Annotated in this window: 16 protein-coding genes; 1 reads left to right on the top strand and 15 read right to left on the bottom strand. The window is 54.3% G+C overall.

All coding sequences use genetic code 11. The features are described from left to right. Nucleotides 1-127: 127 nt before the first annotated feature. From H5U02_06505 to H5U02_06435, 15 genes are all read right to left on the bottom strand, one after another. On the bottom strand, nucleotides 128-1,393 hold the full coding sequence (locus tag H5U02_06505) for an amidase domain-containing protein (protein ID MBC7342085.1): 1,266 nt from the start codon (nucleotides 1,391-1,393) through the stop codon (nucleotides 128-130). Nucleotides 1,394-1,501: 108 nt separating this feature from the next. Beyond that, a complete protein-coding gene (locus H5U02_06500) occupies nucleotides 1,502-2,551 on the bottom strand; it encodes a serine hydrolase (GenBank protein ID MBC7342084.1) in 1,050 nt (349 codons plus the stop codon). 167 nt (nucleotides 2,552-2,718) lie between these two features. Continuing rightward, nucleotides 2,719-3,492 (bottom strand): OmpA family protein, encoded by a 774-nt coding sequence (locus H5U02_06495; GenBank protein ID MBC7342083.1) that lies wholly within the window; start codon nucleotides 3,490-3,492, stop codon nucleotides 2,719-2,721. Between the two features lie 6 nt (nucleotides 3,493-3,498). Next, nucleotides 3,499-4,314, bottom strand: a complete 816-nt coding sequence (locus tag H5U02_06490; protein ID MBC7342082.1) for a flagellar motor protein — start codon at nucleotides 4,312-4,314, stop codon at nucleotides 3,499-3,501. Between the two features lie 26 nt (nucleotides 4,315-4,340). Continuing rightward, complete coding sequence (locus tag H5U02_06485) at nucleotides 4,341-6,197, bottom strand: DUF342 domain-containing protein (GenBank protein MBC7342081.1); 1,857 nt, start codon at nucleotides 6,195-6,197, stop codon at nucleotides 4,341-4,343. A gap of 100 nt (nucleotides 6,198-6,297) precedes the next feature. Beyond that, nucleotides 6,298-6,846 (bottom strand): DUF1648 domain-containing protein, encoded by a 549-nt coding sequence (locus H5U02_06480; GenBank protein MBC7342080.1) that lies wholly within the window; start codon nucleotides 6,844-6,846, stop codon nucleotides 6,298-6,300. 3 nt (nucleotides 6,847-6,849) lie between these two features. After that, complete coding sequence (locus H5U02_06475) at nucleotides 6,850-8,523, bottom strand: hypothetical protein (GenBank protein MBC7342079.1); 1,674 nt, start codon at nucleotides 8,521-8,523, stop codon at nucleotides 6,850-6,852. A 36-nt stretch (nucleotides 8,524-8,559) separates the two neighbouring features. Continuing rightward, nucleotides 8,560-9,759, bottom strand: coding sequence for an ABC transporter permease (locus tag H5U02_06470; protein ID MBC7342078.1), 1,200 nt, complete (start codon nucleotides 9,757-9,759; stop codon nucleotides 8,560-8,562). Further along, nucleotides 9,756-10,496 (bottom strand): ATP-binding cassette domain-containing protein, encoded by a 741-nt coding sequence (locus H5U02_06465; GenBank protein MBC7342077.1) that lies wholly within the window; start codon nucleotides 10,494-10,496, stop codon nucleotides 9,756-9,758. Before H5U02_06465 ends, H5U02_06470 begins: the two co-directional genes overlap by 4 nt. A 102-nt stretch (nucleotides 10,497-10,598) precedes the next feature. Beyond that, on the bottom strand, nucleotides 10,599-11,876 hold the full coding sequence (locus tag H5U02_06460) for an MFS transporter (protein MBC7342076.1): 1,278 nt from the start codon (nucleotides 11,874-11,876) through the stop codon (nucleotides 10,599-10,601). Between the two features lie 263 nt (nucleotides 11,877-12,139). Then, nucleotides 12,140-13,897 (bottom strand): glutaconyl-CoA decarboxylase subunit alpha, encoded by a 1,758-nt coding sequence (locus H5U02_06455; GenBank protein MBC7342075.1) that lies wholly within the window; start codon nucleotides 13,895-13,897, stop codon nucleotides 12,140-12,142. Between the two features lie 48 nt (nucleotides 13,898-13,945). Then, nucleotides 13,946-15,103, bottom strand: a complete 1,158-nt coding sequence (locus tag H5U02_06450; protein ID MBC7342074.1) for an acyl-CoA dehydrogenase family protein — start codon at nucleotides 15,101-15,103, stop codon at nucleotides 13,946-13,948. A 103-nt stretch (nucleotides 15,104-15,206) separates the two neighbouring features. Continuing rightward, nucleotides 15,207-15,419, bottom strand: a complete 213-nt coding sequence (locus tag H5U02_06445) for a biotin/lipoyl-binding protein (GenBank protein MBC7342073.1) — start codon at nucleotides 15,417-15,419, stop codon at nucleotides 15,207-15,209. A 142-nt stretch (nucleotides 15,420-15,561) separates the two neighbouring features. Further along, nucleotides 15,562-16,677, bottom strand: coding sequence for a sodium ion-translocating decarboxylase subunit beta (locus H5U02_06440; GenBank protein MBC7342072.1), 1,116 nt, complete (start codon nucleotides 16,675-16,677; stop codon nucleotides 15,562-15,564). A 14-nt stretch (nucleotides 16,678-16,691) separates the two neighbouring features. Continuing rightward, nucleotides 16,692-16,841 (bottom strand): hypothetical protein, encoded by a 150-nt coding sequence (locus H5U02_06435; protein MBC7342071.1) that lies wholly within the window; start codon nucleotides 16,839-16,841, stop codon nucleotides 16,692-16,694. 518 nt (nucleotides 16,842-17,359) lie between these two features. Here H5U02_06435 and H5U02_06430 point away from each other — a divergent pair. After that, nucleotides 17,360-17,520 (top strand): hypothetical protein (locus H5U02_06430; protein MBC7342070.1); only part of this gene is annotated, 161 nt, incomplete at its 3' end.

Genomic DNA, 17,520 nt, shown 5'->3' with positions numbered 1-17,520 from the left:
ATTACGACCAAAGGCATTGTAGCAATTCCTCCAAGATGTGTCAAGCAACTGCTGGCGGCGGCCCGTCTCGGCCCTCTCGCTCAATCACGGCTTAAGCTCTTGGCAGTCTTTCCTACCAAGTTGCCGGTCAAGCGTTGATATGGAAAAGCCAAAAGATGGTCTTTTTGTCCCAGCCGATGTCCCAAGGCACGTGGTAGCGGTCAGCAGTGTGAGAATTAACTAGAACGTACCCGCGCTCATCTCGACCGGTCACCACCGCAAAATGGACGATGCGGCCCTTTTCCTGATAGGCAATCAAGTCTCCTAGCTCCAGGGTAGCTATGCGCCTCATTACCTCAGGATAGGTTCCTCGGGCTACCAAAGTCGCCCGGCCGCTGTAGATAAGGTAATCGGCCAAAGCGTCGGTCTGCACCCAGGCCCGGCTTCCCCCTGGGGAACGAGACGAAAAGTTGTAGCACCAAGTCCCATCCATGGGCAAGCCGCCTGCCTCTTTATCTCCCAGTACTTGAGAAACGAAGTTGGTACAGTCTCCACCAAGGGCAGTATAATCTCGGTACTTGGAATTGTAACGATAATCATTCTGGGACCCCCAAGCCGCACCGCAGTATTTATCAGCGTAAGCCACCGCCTGAAGCCGGTTGTAGCCCAGTTGGCCCGCAGCTGCTGGCGCCCGGCTCTTGGTGGAAGCAGCGCGAGCTCCAGCAATCTGAACTAGCAGCGTACAACCTGGATAAGGATTAGCTCCTGTAGGGGCGGGCAAATTGTAGCGCCCTACCGCTGGAGTGACGTCGGGTATCAGCGTGTCCTCCTCCAACGGATCCGTGTACCAATCCCGCCTTACCAGCCACTTGCCTCCGCGGTGCACTAATTCCACCAAATGGCGGGTGCCAATCCCAAACTTCTTTTCTTTAGTTGAAGGCTCATCATTATAGATATAACCCAAGCAGGCAGTCTGCAGCAAAAACACCCAGGCAGTTTCGCCTTTCACCTCAATGTTACGCACGTGCAACATGACATCATACCGAGTAAGCTTTATCCCCCGTTTTTGAGACCAAGCCTGGAGGTATTTAATGCGGCGCTCCTGGTGTTCCAAAGCCCATTTTCCATAAACGGAATCGGTAGCAAATAAGGGCCTAACCGCTTGACAATCACCTTTAAGTACCGCTTGCGCCCTTTGGCGGTAGATAGCCTCTAAAGCCGGGACAATATCGCTCGCTATCGTCTTGGAGGTTGGGCTGTCCCCGGGGGCCAACGAGAGCACCGCTGCCCCCTTCCTAAACCACAGGGCCAGCAGAATAATCAGCATGCTCGCCGCTATGAGCTTCACCAAGTTAAAGGCCAGCCGCCGTCGCCAATAGCCCGCCCCCACAAACGCTACCCCTACCCTCACCAAGGTCAACTTTCCTCCTCGAAAAACCAGTTTCTTCCGTCTGGGCCGCCGGTCCTCCGCTCCCTAATCTTGCGCAGAGCACTCCCCCACGGGCCAGTTTCTAGCACCAGCCTAGCGGGCCGGACCGGGGTGCTCGCGCGCTAGCTTTTCCTGGTAATCATAAATGAGTTTGGTAATATGGGCTATATGGGCAAAACCCTGGCGCATATCTCGATTATTGGATGAAAGCACCGCTAAAACGAAGGGTCTGGTTCCGTAAACGATGCCGCAATCGTTGACCACATCTTCCAATTCCCCTTCTTTATGGGCCACCATAAGGTTTTCAGGCAATTGGCCAGGTAAGCCCTGGTTGTAAATGGTGTGAGCCAGATCATCCAGTAGCCGCTCGCCCAAGTCGGGGTGGGTACGGGCAAAATCGATAACTGCTTCCAGATAAGTAACTAAGTCACGGGCGGTGGTTAGGTTCTTGCCGCCCGGGTAGACAGTCCGCCCCCCTATTTGGCGCATGAAAGCAATCAGGTTCTGCTTTCCTAGGTGGCGGATGAGCATCCGAATGGCCACATTGTCGCTGGTAGTGATGGCTAGATTGGCCAGGACGCGCAGGGAATACTTTTCGCCCGCTTGGGCGTAGTGTTCCAAAGGCCCTGCACCTCGCTCCAGATCAGTAGCGGGATCGTAAGCTACCTTGTCATGCCAGTGGGCCCGCCCCTGAGCCACCAAATGGTTGAGGTATAGCACCACGGGCACCTTGGTGGTACTGGCTGCCACCATGGGTTGATCTTCATTGATGCCCCAGGTTTGACCGGAGGAAAGGTCTTTAAAGAAAATCCCATATGGGTTACCGATGGCATCAATGTACTGCTGTACCTCTTTCTTTAAGGGCCGATAATCCGGAAGTGCAACTCCCATGCTCTCCAACACCTTTCCCTGCAGTTTGTTCATCCCATCATCTGCTATCTCGGTGGTAGAAGGAGCAGTTTGGGTGCGGCTGTCCCACCAAGTTGCTAACGCGGTGAGGCTACTTACCACCAAGATCAGCAATATTACCCTTATCCAGTTAGGCCGGCCATGGCCGGCGGAACCGCCGGGAAAAACTCCTCGCGCCTCGTTCTGGCCAGGCCCAGATCTAGTCGATGTGGCATAAAAATGCCCCCGGAACACACCTTCCACTCCTTCCTGGTTAGCAGGCAAAGGCTGGCTATCCGTGGACATTATACGTGGGCAAGTGGAGATAAATGCCTCCAGATCCGGGGAAAGAGGGTTAGTCCTCTTAGATCCCCTATTGGGTGGGCGCCAATTGAATTCTTGTCGGCCAGATGGAAGGGCGGCTAGGAGTTAGGGGTGGCTCCTGGTTCCGAGGGACGGAACTCGCCCTTGAGAACGATGATGTCGACTCGCCGGTTCAGTGCCCGGTGAGCGGCAGTATCATTAGCTACGCGGGGTCGATATTCCCCGTACCCAGTAGCAGAGATGCGGGCAGGGTTAATACCGGCTTGCTCAACCAATACATGTACCACGTTGGTGGCCCTGATGACCGAAAGTTCCCAATTGGATCGGAACTGGGCGGTGTGGATAGGGCGGTTGTCGGTATGCCCTTCCACCCGCAAGTAATTGCTGGTGCGAGATAAGACTTTTCCAACTTGGCGCAGTACTTCTAGTGCTTTAGGGCTCAAGTCGGCCGAGCCTTCGGCAAAGAGAACCCGGTCCTGGAAGCTGACCACCACTCCCCGCTCTTCGGCCGTGACCGATACCTCGCCCTGAAGGTGTTCCTGTTGAATATACTTTCCTAAGTCGGTTTGGATGGCCTGGAATTGCTTGGCTTCCTGCGAACTGTCGCAATTAGCATCTCCGGGAATTATGGGAGGGACGACGCTTCCGGTAGCATCTCCAACCAGAGAAGCCGTACCTTCGCCTAAAGTAGCAGCCAAAGAACGAGCTAAGGCTGCAAACTTCTGGGCGTTAACATTGCTAATGGTATACATGAGCAAAAAGAAGATCATTAGCAAGGTTATAAGATCTGAATATGTAAGTAGCCAACGCTCTTTGCTTACCTTTCCCTCGGAAGCGTTTGGCGATCCGTGATTGCGATTCTTGAATCCCATCATAAGCTAGTTCTCCGTCAACTCCTTGCCAACTTCCCCTGGGGTTGCTCCAGATTCACCGGCGCTTAGCTGCGCACGTTCCCCTTTAACAAAGGCCAATAGCGCCGTGCGAATCTGAGTAGGGTTGCGCCCCGAATAGATGGCTAAAGCTCCTTCCATAATCAGCTCGTTGATCATCTTTTCCTTTTGGCTTTTGTTCTTTAGCTTGGCCGCGATGGGAAGCCATAGGAGGTTGGCGCTGGCAACACCATAGAGAGTAGCCAGGAAGGCTACAGCAATGGCGGGTCCAAGAGAACTGGGATCGGATAAGCTGCCCAAGACATGAACTAAGCCCATCACCGTACCAAGAATCCCCATGGTCGGGGCATAGCCGCCAGCTGCCTCGAACATCCCTACCCCCACCGCATGTCGCTGCTCCATGGCGTAGATCTGTTGCTCAAGGATACTTCGAACTGCATCCATATCGGTAATATCGATGATGAGCTGAATAGCTTGGCGCAGGAAAGGATTTTCTAACTTGGCAACCTCGCTCTCCAGGCCCAGTATACCTTCGCGCCGGGCCTTGCCACCTAGCTGGACAATAGTCTCGATAGTCCCCATTACGTCGTAATCTCGATTTTTAAAGGCAATACCTAGAAGCTTGGGAATAGTAAGAACCTCGGAAAGGGAATAGCCAACGATAGTGGCCCCGATGGTACCACCAAAGACAATTATGGCAGCAGTAGGAGCAAGGAGACCACCCAAGCTTCCGCCTTCCAAAACAAAAGCTATTACCAGAGAAGCTATCCCCAAAACAATACCGATTACCGTAGTTAGGTCCAATTCTAGCCAACCTCTCTACTGAGCAATTACGCCCTAAATTCTACTTTGTCTTGGCGTACCGTAATTTTTTCCTGCCGGTGGCCAGCCTTAAGGTAAACACCGGGAAATACTGTGCCAGCGCTAATCCGGCAACCATCTGGAACCTGCACTGAAGCATAGGTTTCCGCAGGAGTGCCTATCTGCCGGATTTTCACGTTGCCTCGAGCCACGATCTCTCCCCCGGCAAAGATCCCCGGAGTTCCCTCGATGCTGACCCGACCGCCAGCAAAGATGCTGGAATTGAAGCAGCCCTTTCCTACCACCTTGACATCGCCGCTGGCCTCGATGCGACAGTTCTGTACATACCCAGCCGTAACGTTAGATCGCTGAGCCCCAATGGCCGTAAGGATAGGTGCCAGCCTCTCCACCTGGGTCGACAACAGGTTAAACTCGTGCTCGAGCCTCTCCAGTCCCTTCAAACGTAGAGTGCCCTCGGGGGAAAGGTAGCTAGCCAAGCTCTTCAGCACTGCTAAGGTTTCCCCTATGAGCTTTCCTTCTTCCGAGCCCAGGACCTCCGCCATTTGTCCCTGGAGCTTTTCGGCTTCGTTCCTCCAAGAGCCTATTTGCCGACGAAGGTTGATGAACTTGTTCTCAAGAAGCACTCGGAGCACGTTGGTTTCCATTTGCGGGGTGACCTCTGCGCCTGAGGCCTCGGGTACCTTCTGCAAAACCGTGTGGGCCGCCACCAAGAGATTGCGAACCTGGGAGTGTGTTTCGCTGAGGATACCCTGTAGCTTTTGGGCAGCAGTCTGGGGACCGCCAGCCCGAATCTGGCAACCCAACGCATTTTGGGCAATGGAGATGTTGCCTCCGGCCAAGATGGTGGCCGTAGCCGCATAGCCTTTAATGTCCACCTTGCCTCCGGCCTCAATGCGCATCCCGTCCAAAACATTGCCCTTTATGGTTACATCGCCCTGAAACCGGATATGGCCGGTCTTGGCATCAGCATCGCCTTCTACCGCATAAGTAGGATATACTGCCACCACCGTCCCCCGGAGCTCAGCCCGGCCAGCGGTAGTAGCTACAGCTACGTTCCCCGATTCCTTGAGGTCCACGCCTGGTCCGGCCTTAATGGTTACATCCTTAACCGGAGGAGGTGCAACCGATGCGCCAGTAACATCACGCCCGGGAATTCCTGGGACTGGAGGTACCCGGCGGGCAAGAATCTGCTCGGGCCGAACCCCGGCAATTTCCCGGTAACGACTGAGATCGACCCTGTCCAGTTCTTCCGCTGACTGGGGCAAAGATGACCCTGCCGTTACCAGCCATTCAATCGAGCCATCTTGGCCCGGTTGGGGCGGCTCCCCGTGGGCTACCTCTATCTCCTGATCTTCGGTACCTTGGGCAGCCCGCTGGAGTGCTTCTTCGCTAATCCCGTACTTAACACCAGCCTCATGCAAGCGGGCCAAGAGCGCCTCCACCGTGAAAGGAGTTGGCACAACCTCCTCTGCCAAAACCGCTTCTAAGGTTAATTCCCGGGCAGGCGGCCGATCTGCCAGCCGGTAGACCTTGCCGGACTGGTAATCCACCCGCAAGTAAGCCGTCAGCTTGTCCTTACTGATGCGAACCTGGGCGCTAGCTTGGGGCTCTGAGCGTTCGGGCCTCACCTCAATGGCCACCCGCCCCTTGACTTCTACCGGCCCTTTGGTCTCCCGTCCTCCTACCAAAAGGGTGACATGTTCCCCCGACCGCACCATAGCACCGCGCCCGCCCGGGTCGGGATCCTTAAAGTAGAATACGCCTTGGGACACCCACGCCCATCCCCCCGGTCCAGGAAGGTGAGCAGTCTCTACTCTGGCCTCAGACGAGTCTCTCGCTAGATCGGCTTCTTCGTGGCTCACCATTAACCCCTCCAACCTAAGTCGGACAAGACCTCCTTAGAGTTTATCGCCTTAAATTAAAGCAAGGTTAAGGGCCAGCCGCCATTTCATTTCCGGTGTGCACCTACACCCGATCTTCTTTCTTGCCTGGGTACGTTAGCCTTATGGTCTTCCAGACTAAGTAACCGGAGACTACCAGTATCCCACCTACAAAAACCCAGATCCACCAGCCAATGCTTTTACTCTGGCCAATAGCTACCTGGGTGCTGGCATATTCCAGGTAGGCGCCCATGCCCACTATTAGCGCCTTAGTAGCCAACAACCCCTGCAAAGTAACCCGCCGCAACAGCTCGGCCCGTTCAGTGCTCATCCTCTTCAACGCTTGCTCATCAGGCCAGCTGATTAATTTCCTCGGATCCTCAACAATGGCCATCCATAAACCTATGCCGGTGATCAACAGGTAAACTCCCGCCATTATAACTGCCCCCAAAAGTACCGTCACCCAACTCTTCGTGGCCCAGCCGTCGGGAAGCCCAGCCGGACCAAAGTGAGTGGGTATGCGCATGGGCATCTCGGTGTAATGAGCAGCCGGGTACCAAAAGGAAAACCCTAAAACCAGAAGTAGGATCAACTCAACCCAAGGGGGATAGAATTGGGAGAGTCGCCGCCACACCGTTTATCTGCCCCCTCCGCTGGGAGAGCTCTGGGCCTCCAATTGCTTCAACAACTGATCCAGTTCCTGCATTTTCTGCCGGATCTGTTTAATCAGCTCCTGTTGGTTGGCCGGAGTAGGGGGCTGGCCTGGCGCCCCTGGGGCCCCCGGAACGGAAGGGGCAGCAGGTCCGGGCGCTGAGTTCAGTTTGCCGGCGATAAAGTCAGCTACCTCACGATCGGTCTTAAGCTCGATTACGTTATTGTTGCGGCTATCCACAAAGGCCTGATAGGCTATGCCAGCATAGTCATTGGGAATCACTGCGGTCTTCCAGTATAGCACTCCATCTCGAACAAAGGGTAGCGGCTCTACCATATTGAAAAGATTCCAGTCAACTAAAGGGTTAGAGCGGCGCACGTAGTCGAGAGCCCGAACCGGACCGGTCAGCACTTGATCCTCCGGTAGCTCATAGAGATCAATGTCTCCAGTCCGCGCATCGACCAAAAAGATTTTAAACACGCCGTGGCTCTCTCCATAGGGCTCGGCGCTAACAAACCACTTGAGGCCCGCTTGTGTATCCATCAAAAAGGGCTGAGGGTTATCACCGACATCCTGAATCTCGATCTGATCCTCATGCAAGAAAAAGCGGTTGATTACCCCCTTCTTGTACTGGTAAGCGTCGACATAAACTCGACTGAGATGCTCAGGAAAGATCAGATTGTCCTTGAGTACTGGATGTTCCAACGCCTGGGTTGGGGATACCAACTGGATATGGCCCTGGCTATCAACTATAAAGGAACCAGCGAACACCGGCACCGCGTAGACCAGCCCCCACTTGAACCCGTAGTCGTAGGCGATGACCGGAACTACCGTATAGACTTCGCCATCTTTAGGGACGTAGTAGGGCTCCTCCGTGTCCACCCAGTAGCGCACCCGATGCAAATTCCACCAGAGGCTATCGGTGACCTTCATGCCCTCGCCAATTTTCATGTCCTTCCATACTATTTGGGAGTTGCGCTCCTGGGTGGTGGCATTAACGTAAGTCATGCCTTTATTCTTAGCCGTAAAGGTAAGCAGCAACCCATCAGGAACCAAGGGAAAAGTAAAAGAGACCTTGCCATCGATAAGAGCAACGTGCTCGGTCCCTAGCTTATACTGGCTTAGCTGTAAAGCGTCGCGAGCATACCGGTAGGCCACCACCTCAGGCATTAGCCGCACATTCTTTACGGCATCGGGAAGCCGGCTAATCTTTTGATATTGGATTCGGTTAACGATATCTACCTTCTGGGCCACATTAGCAACCAAGGGCAAAGCGACCAACAAAGCCGGCAGCACTAAAATATAGGAAAACCAAAGGTAGCGAAAGGTGACCTTGCCTCGCTTCCCAGTTTTATGGCCTTGGGAATCGGTTTTATCATACTCCCATACCTTGGCGCCCACCCAACGCCGCCTAAACCAAAGCCAATGCAAAAGCAACCAGATCAGAAGTGCCTCGATGATGGCCGGGTTAGTATAGATGAACATTAGGGGCGCGTGCCACCAGGTTCTCAGGTACCACAATAGGCCCAAAACGGCCACCAGAATTATCCACCCCAGCCACGACCATGACCTTCGCCAGCCATGCTGCTTGCTCTTGGCTCCCAAGTCGGTGGTGACTTTACCACCGGAAATTGCCTTCATCTCCTGGTTACCACCCACAGGCAGGTTACCTCCTTTCCGAAACAGCCCATCAAGCTATTGGCGGAATAACACCGACTCGCGGTTGAACATATATACCGCAAATCTCAGGGCCAAAACGATCCAGAAGCATGACCAAGCCAAGGTAGCTCCAATATGCCCCCAGTTAATTTCATTCATTAACAGCTCTTTGAAGACCATGATGGCGTTGAAAAGGGGTATGGCATAGGTAAACTCGGGCATATCCCGGGGGTTTAGGAACTGGGTAAAGATGGCGGGAATTACCACCACGAAGCTTAGCGGCGAGAGATAGGTATTGGCCTCGCGGTAGCTCCGAGCCAAGATGCTCACCGCAAGCTCTAACGCGCTGAAGAATCCAGCGATAGTCAGGGCAATCAGCATCATCAGCAGAGCGTTGGACCAGGGTATGGAGAATTTCATCACCCCTTCTGCCCCGGCTCCTAGAGCTGCTCCCGGCTTAATCAGAAAAGCCACGTACATGCCTACTAGAGCTACCGCGGCTCCAACTATGGACATGAGTACCACCGCAAAATACTTGCCCATCACCAAGGAGAGCCTGGATATAGGGGCGGCCAGGAGCGGCTCCATAGTCCCCCGCTCCTTTTCTCCCGCCCCGGCATCGATGGCCGCATACATTCCTCCCATAGCTGCCCATACAGCCAGCATCAAGGGAAAGACCAGCCCCAAGAAACTACCTCCCACCTTCTCTTCCGGAACCACGTTTTTGGTTTCCAAGGCGATGGGACTAAGGATGGTGGTATCCACCTTCAGGGCGGCCAGCCGCTCGGCAACTATGCCTTGGGAAAATTCATTTATGATTTCAGCTACCCGGGAAGAGGTCAAAGACGACTTTTGATCGGAAGCGTCAAAATTAATGATCACCGGTGCCGGCTTCTGTTGGGCTATAGACGCGTCAAAGCCCGGCTCGATTCTAATGATGGCCTGGATCTTTCCGTCCTCAAGATCCTGGTCGACGCTGCTGGAGCTAACGATTTCCAACTTGGGAGTTTGGCGCAGGTACCGGGAAAGGGAGCTTTCCTCTGGAGCTATCAATGCCACCTTGGGAGGTTTTTCCTTAATTTCCCTGGTTTGCTTTTCGATCATGCTGGGACCTAAAAGGGTGACAGCAGGAATCAGGAGGATAGGGAGAATTATCATGCCCAGCAGGGTCCTTCGGTCCCGCAGGGTACTGATGATTTCCTTTTTAAAGATTAGTACCAAGTGTTGCCATCTCACGATCTACCACCTCCCAGGGTTGACCCGCCCACCAGCTGGGCGAATACTTCCTCAAAATCTTTCTCGCCGTACTGGGTGGTAAGCTCTTGTAAAGTACCCTCGGCCACAATCCGGCCCCGGTTGATTATGGCTACTCGATCGCAAAGGCGCTCAACTTCGCTCATGATATGGCTGGAGAAGATTATAGCTCTGCCTTGCTGCCGACAATGGACTAGGAAATCCCGAACTACCCGGGTTGAAGTGACGTCTAAACCAGCGGTGGGCTCGTCCATGAGCAAGATGGGAGGATCATGGACAATCGCCCGGGCCAAGGCCACTTTCTGTTTCATCCCCTTGGAAAAGTCACCAGTACGACGATCGGCGTATTCGCCCATGTCCAGAAGCTCAATTACCTCTTCAGTTCGGCGGTTGACTTCATCCGGGGGCAAGTTGTTAAGTCTCGCAAAGAATTCGATGTTTTCACGGGCCGTCAGTCGCGGGTAACAACCTTCCTCAGCCGAAAGCACCCCGATCTGGGTGCGCACCCGGTCCGGCTCCCGCACCAGATCGAAACCGTTGACCGTAGCGCTGCCAGAGGTAGGCTTCAGCACCGTAGCCAGCATCCGCAAGGTAGTGGTCTTTCCGGCCCCGTTTTCACCCAGGAGGCCGAAAATCTCTCCCCCCTTAACCCTGAAGCTAATCTGATTTACCGCCTGCACCGAACCAAAATGCTTGGTTAGGCCCTTGACTTCGATCAAGCCCATACCCCCACCGATTTTGTATTAGGACAACTATTGACTTATTATAACACACATGTATTAAAACCAATGCTGGCAACAAGCTTAATTATTGATTAACTTTTACTTGGGGCTAAGCACCCGGGCTGGTTCTTGCACTTCCCGGGTAACCCAAAGGGCATTGATCAGTACTAAGCCCGCGCTGGCGTAAAACACAGCGCTGATCCCTAACCAAGCAGCCAGCAAACCACCAAACAGCGGCCCAGCAAAATTGCCGAGAAAGAAGGCGCTAGAGGTAAATCCATATACTCGCCCCCGCTGCTCCGGGGAGACTTGGTAACCGATGAGCGTATTGGCCGCAGGCAGCAGTCCTCCTAAGAACAGCCCCTGGATAAAGCGAAGGGCCGCTAAATGCCAAACATTGCTTACCAACGCCTGGGGAACATAGGTCAAGGCAGCGCCTACCAGGCAGACCCAAATAACCTTCTTATATCCGAAGAGAACCATCCGGCGCCCCAAATAAGCTACCGCCATTACCTGAGCTACCCCCATGATGCCCACCACCAGGCCGGAGAGGCTGGCCACGCTTTCGGTGGCCGATCCCGCCATGGCCTGCACATAAAGTGGGACGATGGGTTCTACGGAGCGGGTGGCAAACTGGGACAGCAAGATAACCACAAACAGTACCCAGATGTTAGTTGGCCATGATTTTAGCCGCTGCCAATGCCTGGTTAGTGCTGAAGTGAACTGGCGGCGGCCAATTATTTGTCCGCCAGACCGAGGATTGCGGACAGGAGGCTCGGGCTTCTGAAATTGCTCTTTGATTCCCAGCACGGTTAAAAGGCCGCCCAGGGCTGCCATCACCGAGGCCACCACAAATACGCCTCGATAGCTAACAATATCGGCTAACAACCCTCCCAAAAACGGCCCTACCACCATGCCCACCGTCTGCCCGGTCTGCAGCCACCCTAGGGCAAACCCCAAGTGCTCCCGGGGTGTATTGGAAGCAATCAAGGCCAAGGCTGCAGCTGAGAAGCCGCTAAAACATCCCATGAGAATTCTTAAAGCTAAAATCTGGTAGGGGCTGACTACCAGAGCGGTTAACCCGCTAAACAGGGCTACGCTGGCGGTAGTACGAACTACCATGGGTTTCCGGCCATAACGATCGGCTAGTCCACCCCACAAGGGAGAAAAGACAGCAGTGAAAAGGGCGTTGATGCCGGGCAAAAGCCCTGCCCACCTTGCCAGCGCAGCCGGATCGGTAACGCCTAGCTCTCCCACAAACAACGGCAATACTGGGTTAACCAGCTGAAAAGAGGAGGTGACTATCCCCTGGATAAAGATCATCAAGTAAAGATTGCGACGCCAGTTAAGAGCTTCTCTCCCACCGCTCGTAGCCACTTTCTGCCGCTCTCCTCGGCCAGATCATATCACCATTCTAGTTTATTGCACCTCGAGTCACAAGAGGTGTGCCAGCTGGTACCTTGCACCCATGCCGCTAGCTCTTGGCATGGCATCTTTTTTGAACCAGAGCGAAAAAAGGAGGGAGCGGCCGCTAAGCGCTCCCTCCTGTAACGGCAGGATGCCCTCCCAGGCAGAAAAAGTGGGTGGGGCAACCCTTCTTCCAGCCTAGGGAAAACCTCCTGCCGGCCGGGGCCTATTCTCTACCCGCGGATACTCCGCGGCAGAATCATTTGGTGTATAGGAGTTATTGACTTGGGGTTTTGATAAGCCGCTTCGGCAAAGGCAACGCAATACCGGCGCAGTTCAGTTAATGGCACCACCTCGTCCACGAAGCCCTTCTGAGCGCAGAACACCGGCCGAGAGCGGTCATGGTACATCTTTACCATCTGATTCATTTTTTCAATTACCGGGTCCAGGGGCTGGCCCGCCTCCTGTTCCTTAACCAGCCGGCGCGAATACATGGCCGCTGCTGCGGTCTCTCCGTGCATCACATAGATCTCGGTCAAGGGCGTTCCCAGCGTAAAAGCATTGTTTTCATTGGCGGGCGGCCCTCCCATGATGTAATGAGCTGCCGCCGTGCCCTTCCTCAGCACTATGCACATATGGGGGACATCGGTCTTTTCGATGGAATAAATCAAGGACTGGCCGAGACCTAGGAGCTCGGCTTCTTCAGCCAGGTCGCCCACATCGATGCCGGTGGTATCTTGGATCCAGATAATGGGTAGGTTGTCGCGCCCGCACAAGGTGACAAACTCGCTCATCTTGATGAGGCCTTGGCGGTAAAGCTTTCCTCCCACCCCCATATAGGCACCCTTGGCATACTCCGGGTAATTTTGGAATATGCCCTGGCGGTTGCCAATCACTCCCACCAAGAACCCGCCCATTTTGGCAATGCCGGTATAAACCTCGGGTCCGTAGTCAGGGCGGTATTCCATGAACTCGCTGGCATCAACTAGCCGAGCCAAAACTTGGATGGAGTCGTAAACCCGCTTCTGGTCAAAAGGCACAAGACAATTTAGGTCCTGACCTGGATACTTAGGCTCAGCCGGCTCTGCTACTTGGAAGAACTGGGGATCATAAGCCGGTAATTTCTTCATATACTCCTTGATCCCGTCCAATACTCCAGTTTCGGTATCGTATACCTCGCGGAAGAAAGCTGTGTGGTCGAAGTGAGTCTCTACCCGCCCCGGAGGCTTCTGGCGCAGGGTCTTGGTGGCCTCAATCAGAGCTTGGGCATACTCCTGGTCGAAGTACCCCTTGGGCTTCATGCCGCTAACGATGCCAGCGCCTCCCACCGCAATATTGGCGCCCTGGTGCGCCAACAGGATGGTGGGGCTAATGCCGTGGTAGCCGCCTCCGGCCGGGTTGGTCCCATAAATGGCATTGAGAACGGGTATCCCTAAAATATTGAGCTCGGCGTTACGGAAGAAGGTGGTCCCGCCACCACGGCGATTGGGGTATACTGCTTCCTGTTCGGTGAGCTTAACCCCGCTGCACTGGGTGATCCAAACCAGAGGCAGATTCATTCTTTTGGCCAGATCCGTTACCCGCAAGATGTTCTCGATCTGCCCAGCAATCCACGCACCTGCCAATACCTTGTTGTCAAAGGCAATCACTACCGCCCACTTGCCCTGGATCTTGGCCAACCCATCGATGACTCCGGTGGTGCCCTCTTCGTTATCAGCTGGGTTATAAAGGGTATGCAACGGCAGCCACGTACCTGGGTCAACCAGATATTCGATCCGCTCCCAGACCGTCATCTGGCCCTTTTTGTGGACGCTTTCGGGTGGGGAGCCAGCATTCTTGACCTGCTCCACCGCTTGGCGGATCTTCTCTTCCTCTTCCTGGATGAGCTTTATGTTCTGGGCAGCCCGCTTCACCTCCCCCTCCCGCAGCGGCGCCCCGATGTCGGGCATCTTTTCAAAGTAGGGGCGCAAGGGAAACTGTTTCCTATCCATGGGCCCTCTCTCCTTTCCCCATTAGGCATCCCCTAGTAAACCTAGTAACTACCTATTGGGCGAGTCACCCAGGGCAATCCCAGCAATGATGGTCTTCTGGATATTGCTGGTACCCTCGACCACCTGCAGTGACTTGGCATCCCGAAGATAACGCTCTACCGGATACTCAGTAGAATAACCGTAGGATCCATAAATCTTCATAGCCTCGTTGGCAGCGTGGACCGCTGCTTCGGCCGCGAAATACTTGGCAATGGAAGTCTCCATCTGGTTGGGCAACCCCTGATCCTTAAGCCAGGCTGCCCGGTAGACCAAGTACTGAGCCGCATGGTGCTCGGCCACCATTTGGGCAATTTGATCTTGGATCATTTGGAAAGAACCGATCTTCCGGCCAAACTGGGTACGCTCGTTGGCGTACTTGATGGCCGCATCTACACACGCCCCGCTGATGCCAAGGCCACCGGCGGCACAACCTAGACGGGTGTTGTTCAACATCCACATGCAGATCTTGAAACCATCGCCGGGGTTGCCTAAAACCTGGTCCTTGGGCACCTTGGCTCCATCGAAACTGATCTCGCCGGTAGGGGCGCAGTGCAAGCCCAATTTAGTTTCAATGGGGGCGGTGGTTATGCCTTCTGTCTCCTTGAGATTGACGATGAAGCAGGTCATGCCTTTGTACTTAGCCGCCTTGTCGGTATAGGCAAAGACCAAGCCCCAATCGGCCACGTGGGCGTTGGAGATCCACATCTTTTGACCGTTGAGCTCATAATAATCGCCCTTATCTACCGCAGTGGTGGTCATCCCGGCAACATCGGATCCGGAATTGGGTTCGGTTATAGCAAAGTAGCCAATCCACTCGCCGCTCACCCACTTAGGGATGTACTTGCGCTTCTGCTCCTCAGTACCGAACTTGTTTACGGTGACGGCAGGACCGATGTTCTGCATGTTGAAAGGCAGGCGCCAGGAGGCGCTGACCTTGGCCACTTGCTCGGCCATCAGGACCGACTCCAAGAAACCGTAGCCATTGCCGCCGTACTCCTCGGGAATGGCGCAGCCAAAGAAGCCCAGCTCCCCCATCTTCCTTACCAGCTCCGGGCGGAAGCGGTGCTCCTTTTCGTCCTGCTCTAGGGTTGGCAGGATCTCGTTCTCGGCAAACTTGCGCGCCGTCTCCTGAAGCATTCTCTGTTCATCGTTCAAAGCAAACTCCATGAGGTTTCTCCTCCCCTCGCGAATAGTACTTGGTGCTCCCGCTAGCTAACCATCGTTGGCATCCCAATCCGCTAGGCTCGTGTCCAAGGCTCACTTCGCCTGCCTATTCCAGCACCGCCAAGGTATCCCCTTGGTTAACTTGGTCCCCCGGCTTAACCTTAATCTCCTTCACCTTACCTTCCACATCAGCGTAAACCGGTACATCCATCTTCATGGACTCCAACACCATTACTTCCTGGTCGAGCTCTATTTGATCACCTACTTTGACCTCTACCTCTACAACTTTCCCAGCCATCGGCGACACCAGATCTGGCATACTCACTACCTCCTTGTCTTATACTTTTGGTTCTAATTTTCCCAGCTTCTTAATGACTGATCAGGCAGCAACCAGCTTGCTCCTTGCTCACCTCCGCGCTGCATATTAAGCCCTATATAGCTTTCCTTCCGGCTCCGCGCCCTCACTGCAACAAGGCAATGAATATCCCTGCAGCGACCGCCGTGCCGATTACCCCCGCCACGTTGGGCCCCATAGCGTGCATGAGGATGTAGTTCCGGCGGTTGGCTTCCGATGCCACCCTGTGTGCCACCCGCGCCGACATGGGCACTGCCGACACCCCAGCTGCCCCGATCAAGGGGTTAATCTTCTCCTTGAGGAACAAGTTCATGAACTTGGCCAGCAGGATCCCGGCGGCGGTGCAGGCGGCAAAGGCAACCAACCCTAGGCAAAAGATGAATAGCGCCTGCGGCCGCAGGAAGTTCTCGGCGGTCATGGTGGCTCCAACCGATATACCGAGAAAAATGGTAATAATGTTCAACAGTTCATTTTGGGCGGCACCGGACAGGCGCTCCACCACTCCCGACTCCCTAAACAGGTTGCCCAGCATGAACATAGCCATTAGCGGAGCCGCAGTCGGCACTAACAGGCTGATTACCAGCGTGGTAACGATAGGAAAGCAGATCTTCTCCAGCCGGCTCACCGGCCTGAGCTGCTTCATGACTATCTTCCGCTCTTCCGGGGTGGTCAAGAGCTTCATAATCGGAGGCTGGATGAGGGGAACCATGGCCATGTAGGAGTAGGCTGCCACCGCGGTGGCCCCGATCAGCTCCGGAGCCAGTTTTGACCCAACATATATGGTGGTGGGGCCGTCAGCTCCGCCGATGATGCTGATGGCCGCAGCTTGGTCGAGGTTGAATCCCAGAAGCAGGGCGCCAAAGAAAGTGATGTATACCCCCACCTGGGCACCGGCGCCCAAGAGGATGGTTTTGGGATTGGCAATCATAGGACCAAAATCCGTAAGCGCTCCGATGCCAAGAAAGATCAGGGGCGGAATAACTTCCCACTCTACACCATAGTGGAAGAACCGCCACAATAGCCCCTCGCCCGGCTTCATAAGAAAGGTGACCGGCAAGTTGGTGGCCAGGATCCCAAAACCAATAGGTAAAAGCAATAGAGGCTCAAATTCTTTCTTAATAGCCAAGTAAAGTAGGGCAAAGGCAATCAGCCACATTACTATATTGCCCCAGGTTAAATGGATAAGGCCGCTGGAGTAAACAATGTTCTGGAGTACTGCCATGATCCCACCCTCACTTAGTTTTTGTGATTGGCTTGTGAGCCAGCTTCGATGCGACGGATGACAGCGGAGCTAATTTGGATAGCTACCTCAAGCACAACCATAACCGCAAATACGCCCAGCACGCCGCTCAACGCCACTTCCCCGGCCATAGCCCAGTCGACCAAGATACACCCTCCTTTGCTCGGAAACTCACTCTACAACTCAATCCCTAGATCGCTTTCTAATTCATGCAAAACGCATACCAGGATTCAGGACAGGGTGCCAAGGCTGCAAGATAACTAGATAAATCAGGTGTTCCGAAGATTTTCCCACCTAAAACCAAAGACAAAGGTTAACTTCCGCATAAGTGCAGAATAGCATCGGCCAATGCAATACTGCATTAAAGGCAGGAACCTAAACCGCTAGGGCTTCATCCCCAGGAGCGTTCCCGTGGATCAGATCACCTTTGCACCAGTAAACCTTTTTCAGCAGGTCCACTCATGGCCCTCGCACTGGGAGCACAGATAAAAAAGTCTCACGGTTTCAGCCCTCGGAGCGCAGGTAGTTGGAATCTCCAGGTCAGCCATAAAACAGGTTGGCACGGATTTCGCATGTTATAATGAAGTGATGGTGAATGCCAATGCAGAAATGCATTGGGGCAAGAAGAGCGGTGTAACTAATAAGGAGAGAGGGGAAATCAGTGATGACAGAGGAGAAAACGCAAGGTCGGGAGCTGCTTGCCGACGCCGCTAAGCTGTGGCTGGCCCACGATGGCCTCTGGTTCCAAGCGGTGGAACGCACCTTCGGGTTAGAGGCAGCTATTCGCCTAGATGAGGAGGCCTGGAAGGATTTCACCGTTATCGA

Source organism: Clostridia bacterium (genome assembly GCA_014360065.1).
Taxonomy (GTDB): Bacteria; Bacillota; DSM-521; order Neomoorellales; family JACIYF01; genus JACIYF01.
Note: the sequence above shows the minus strand (reverse complement) of the source record. Positions and strands in the feature narration are given on the sequence as shown.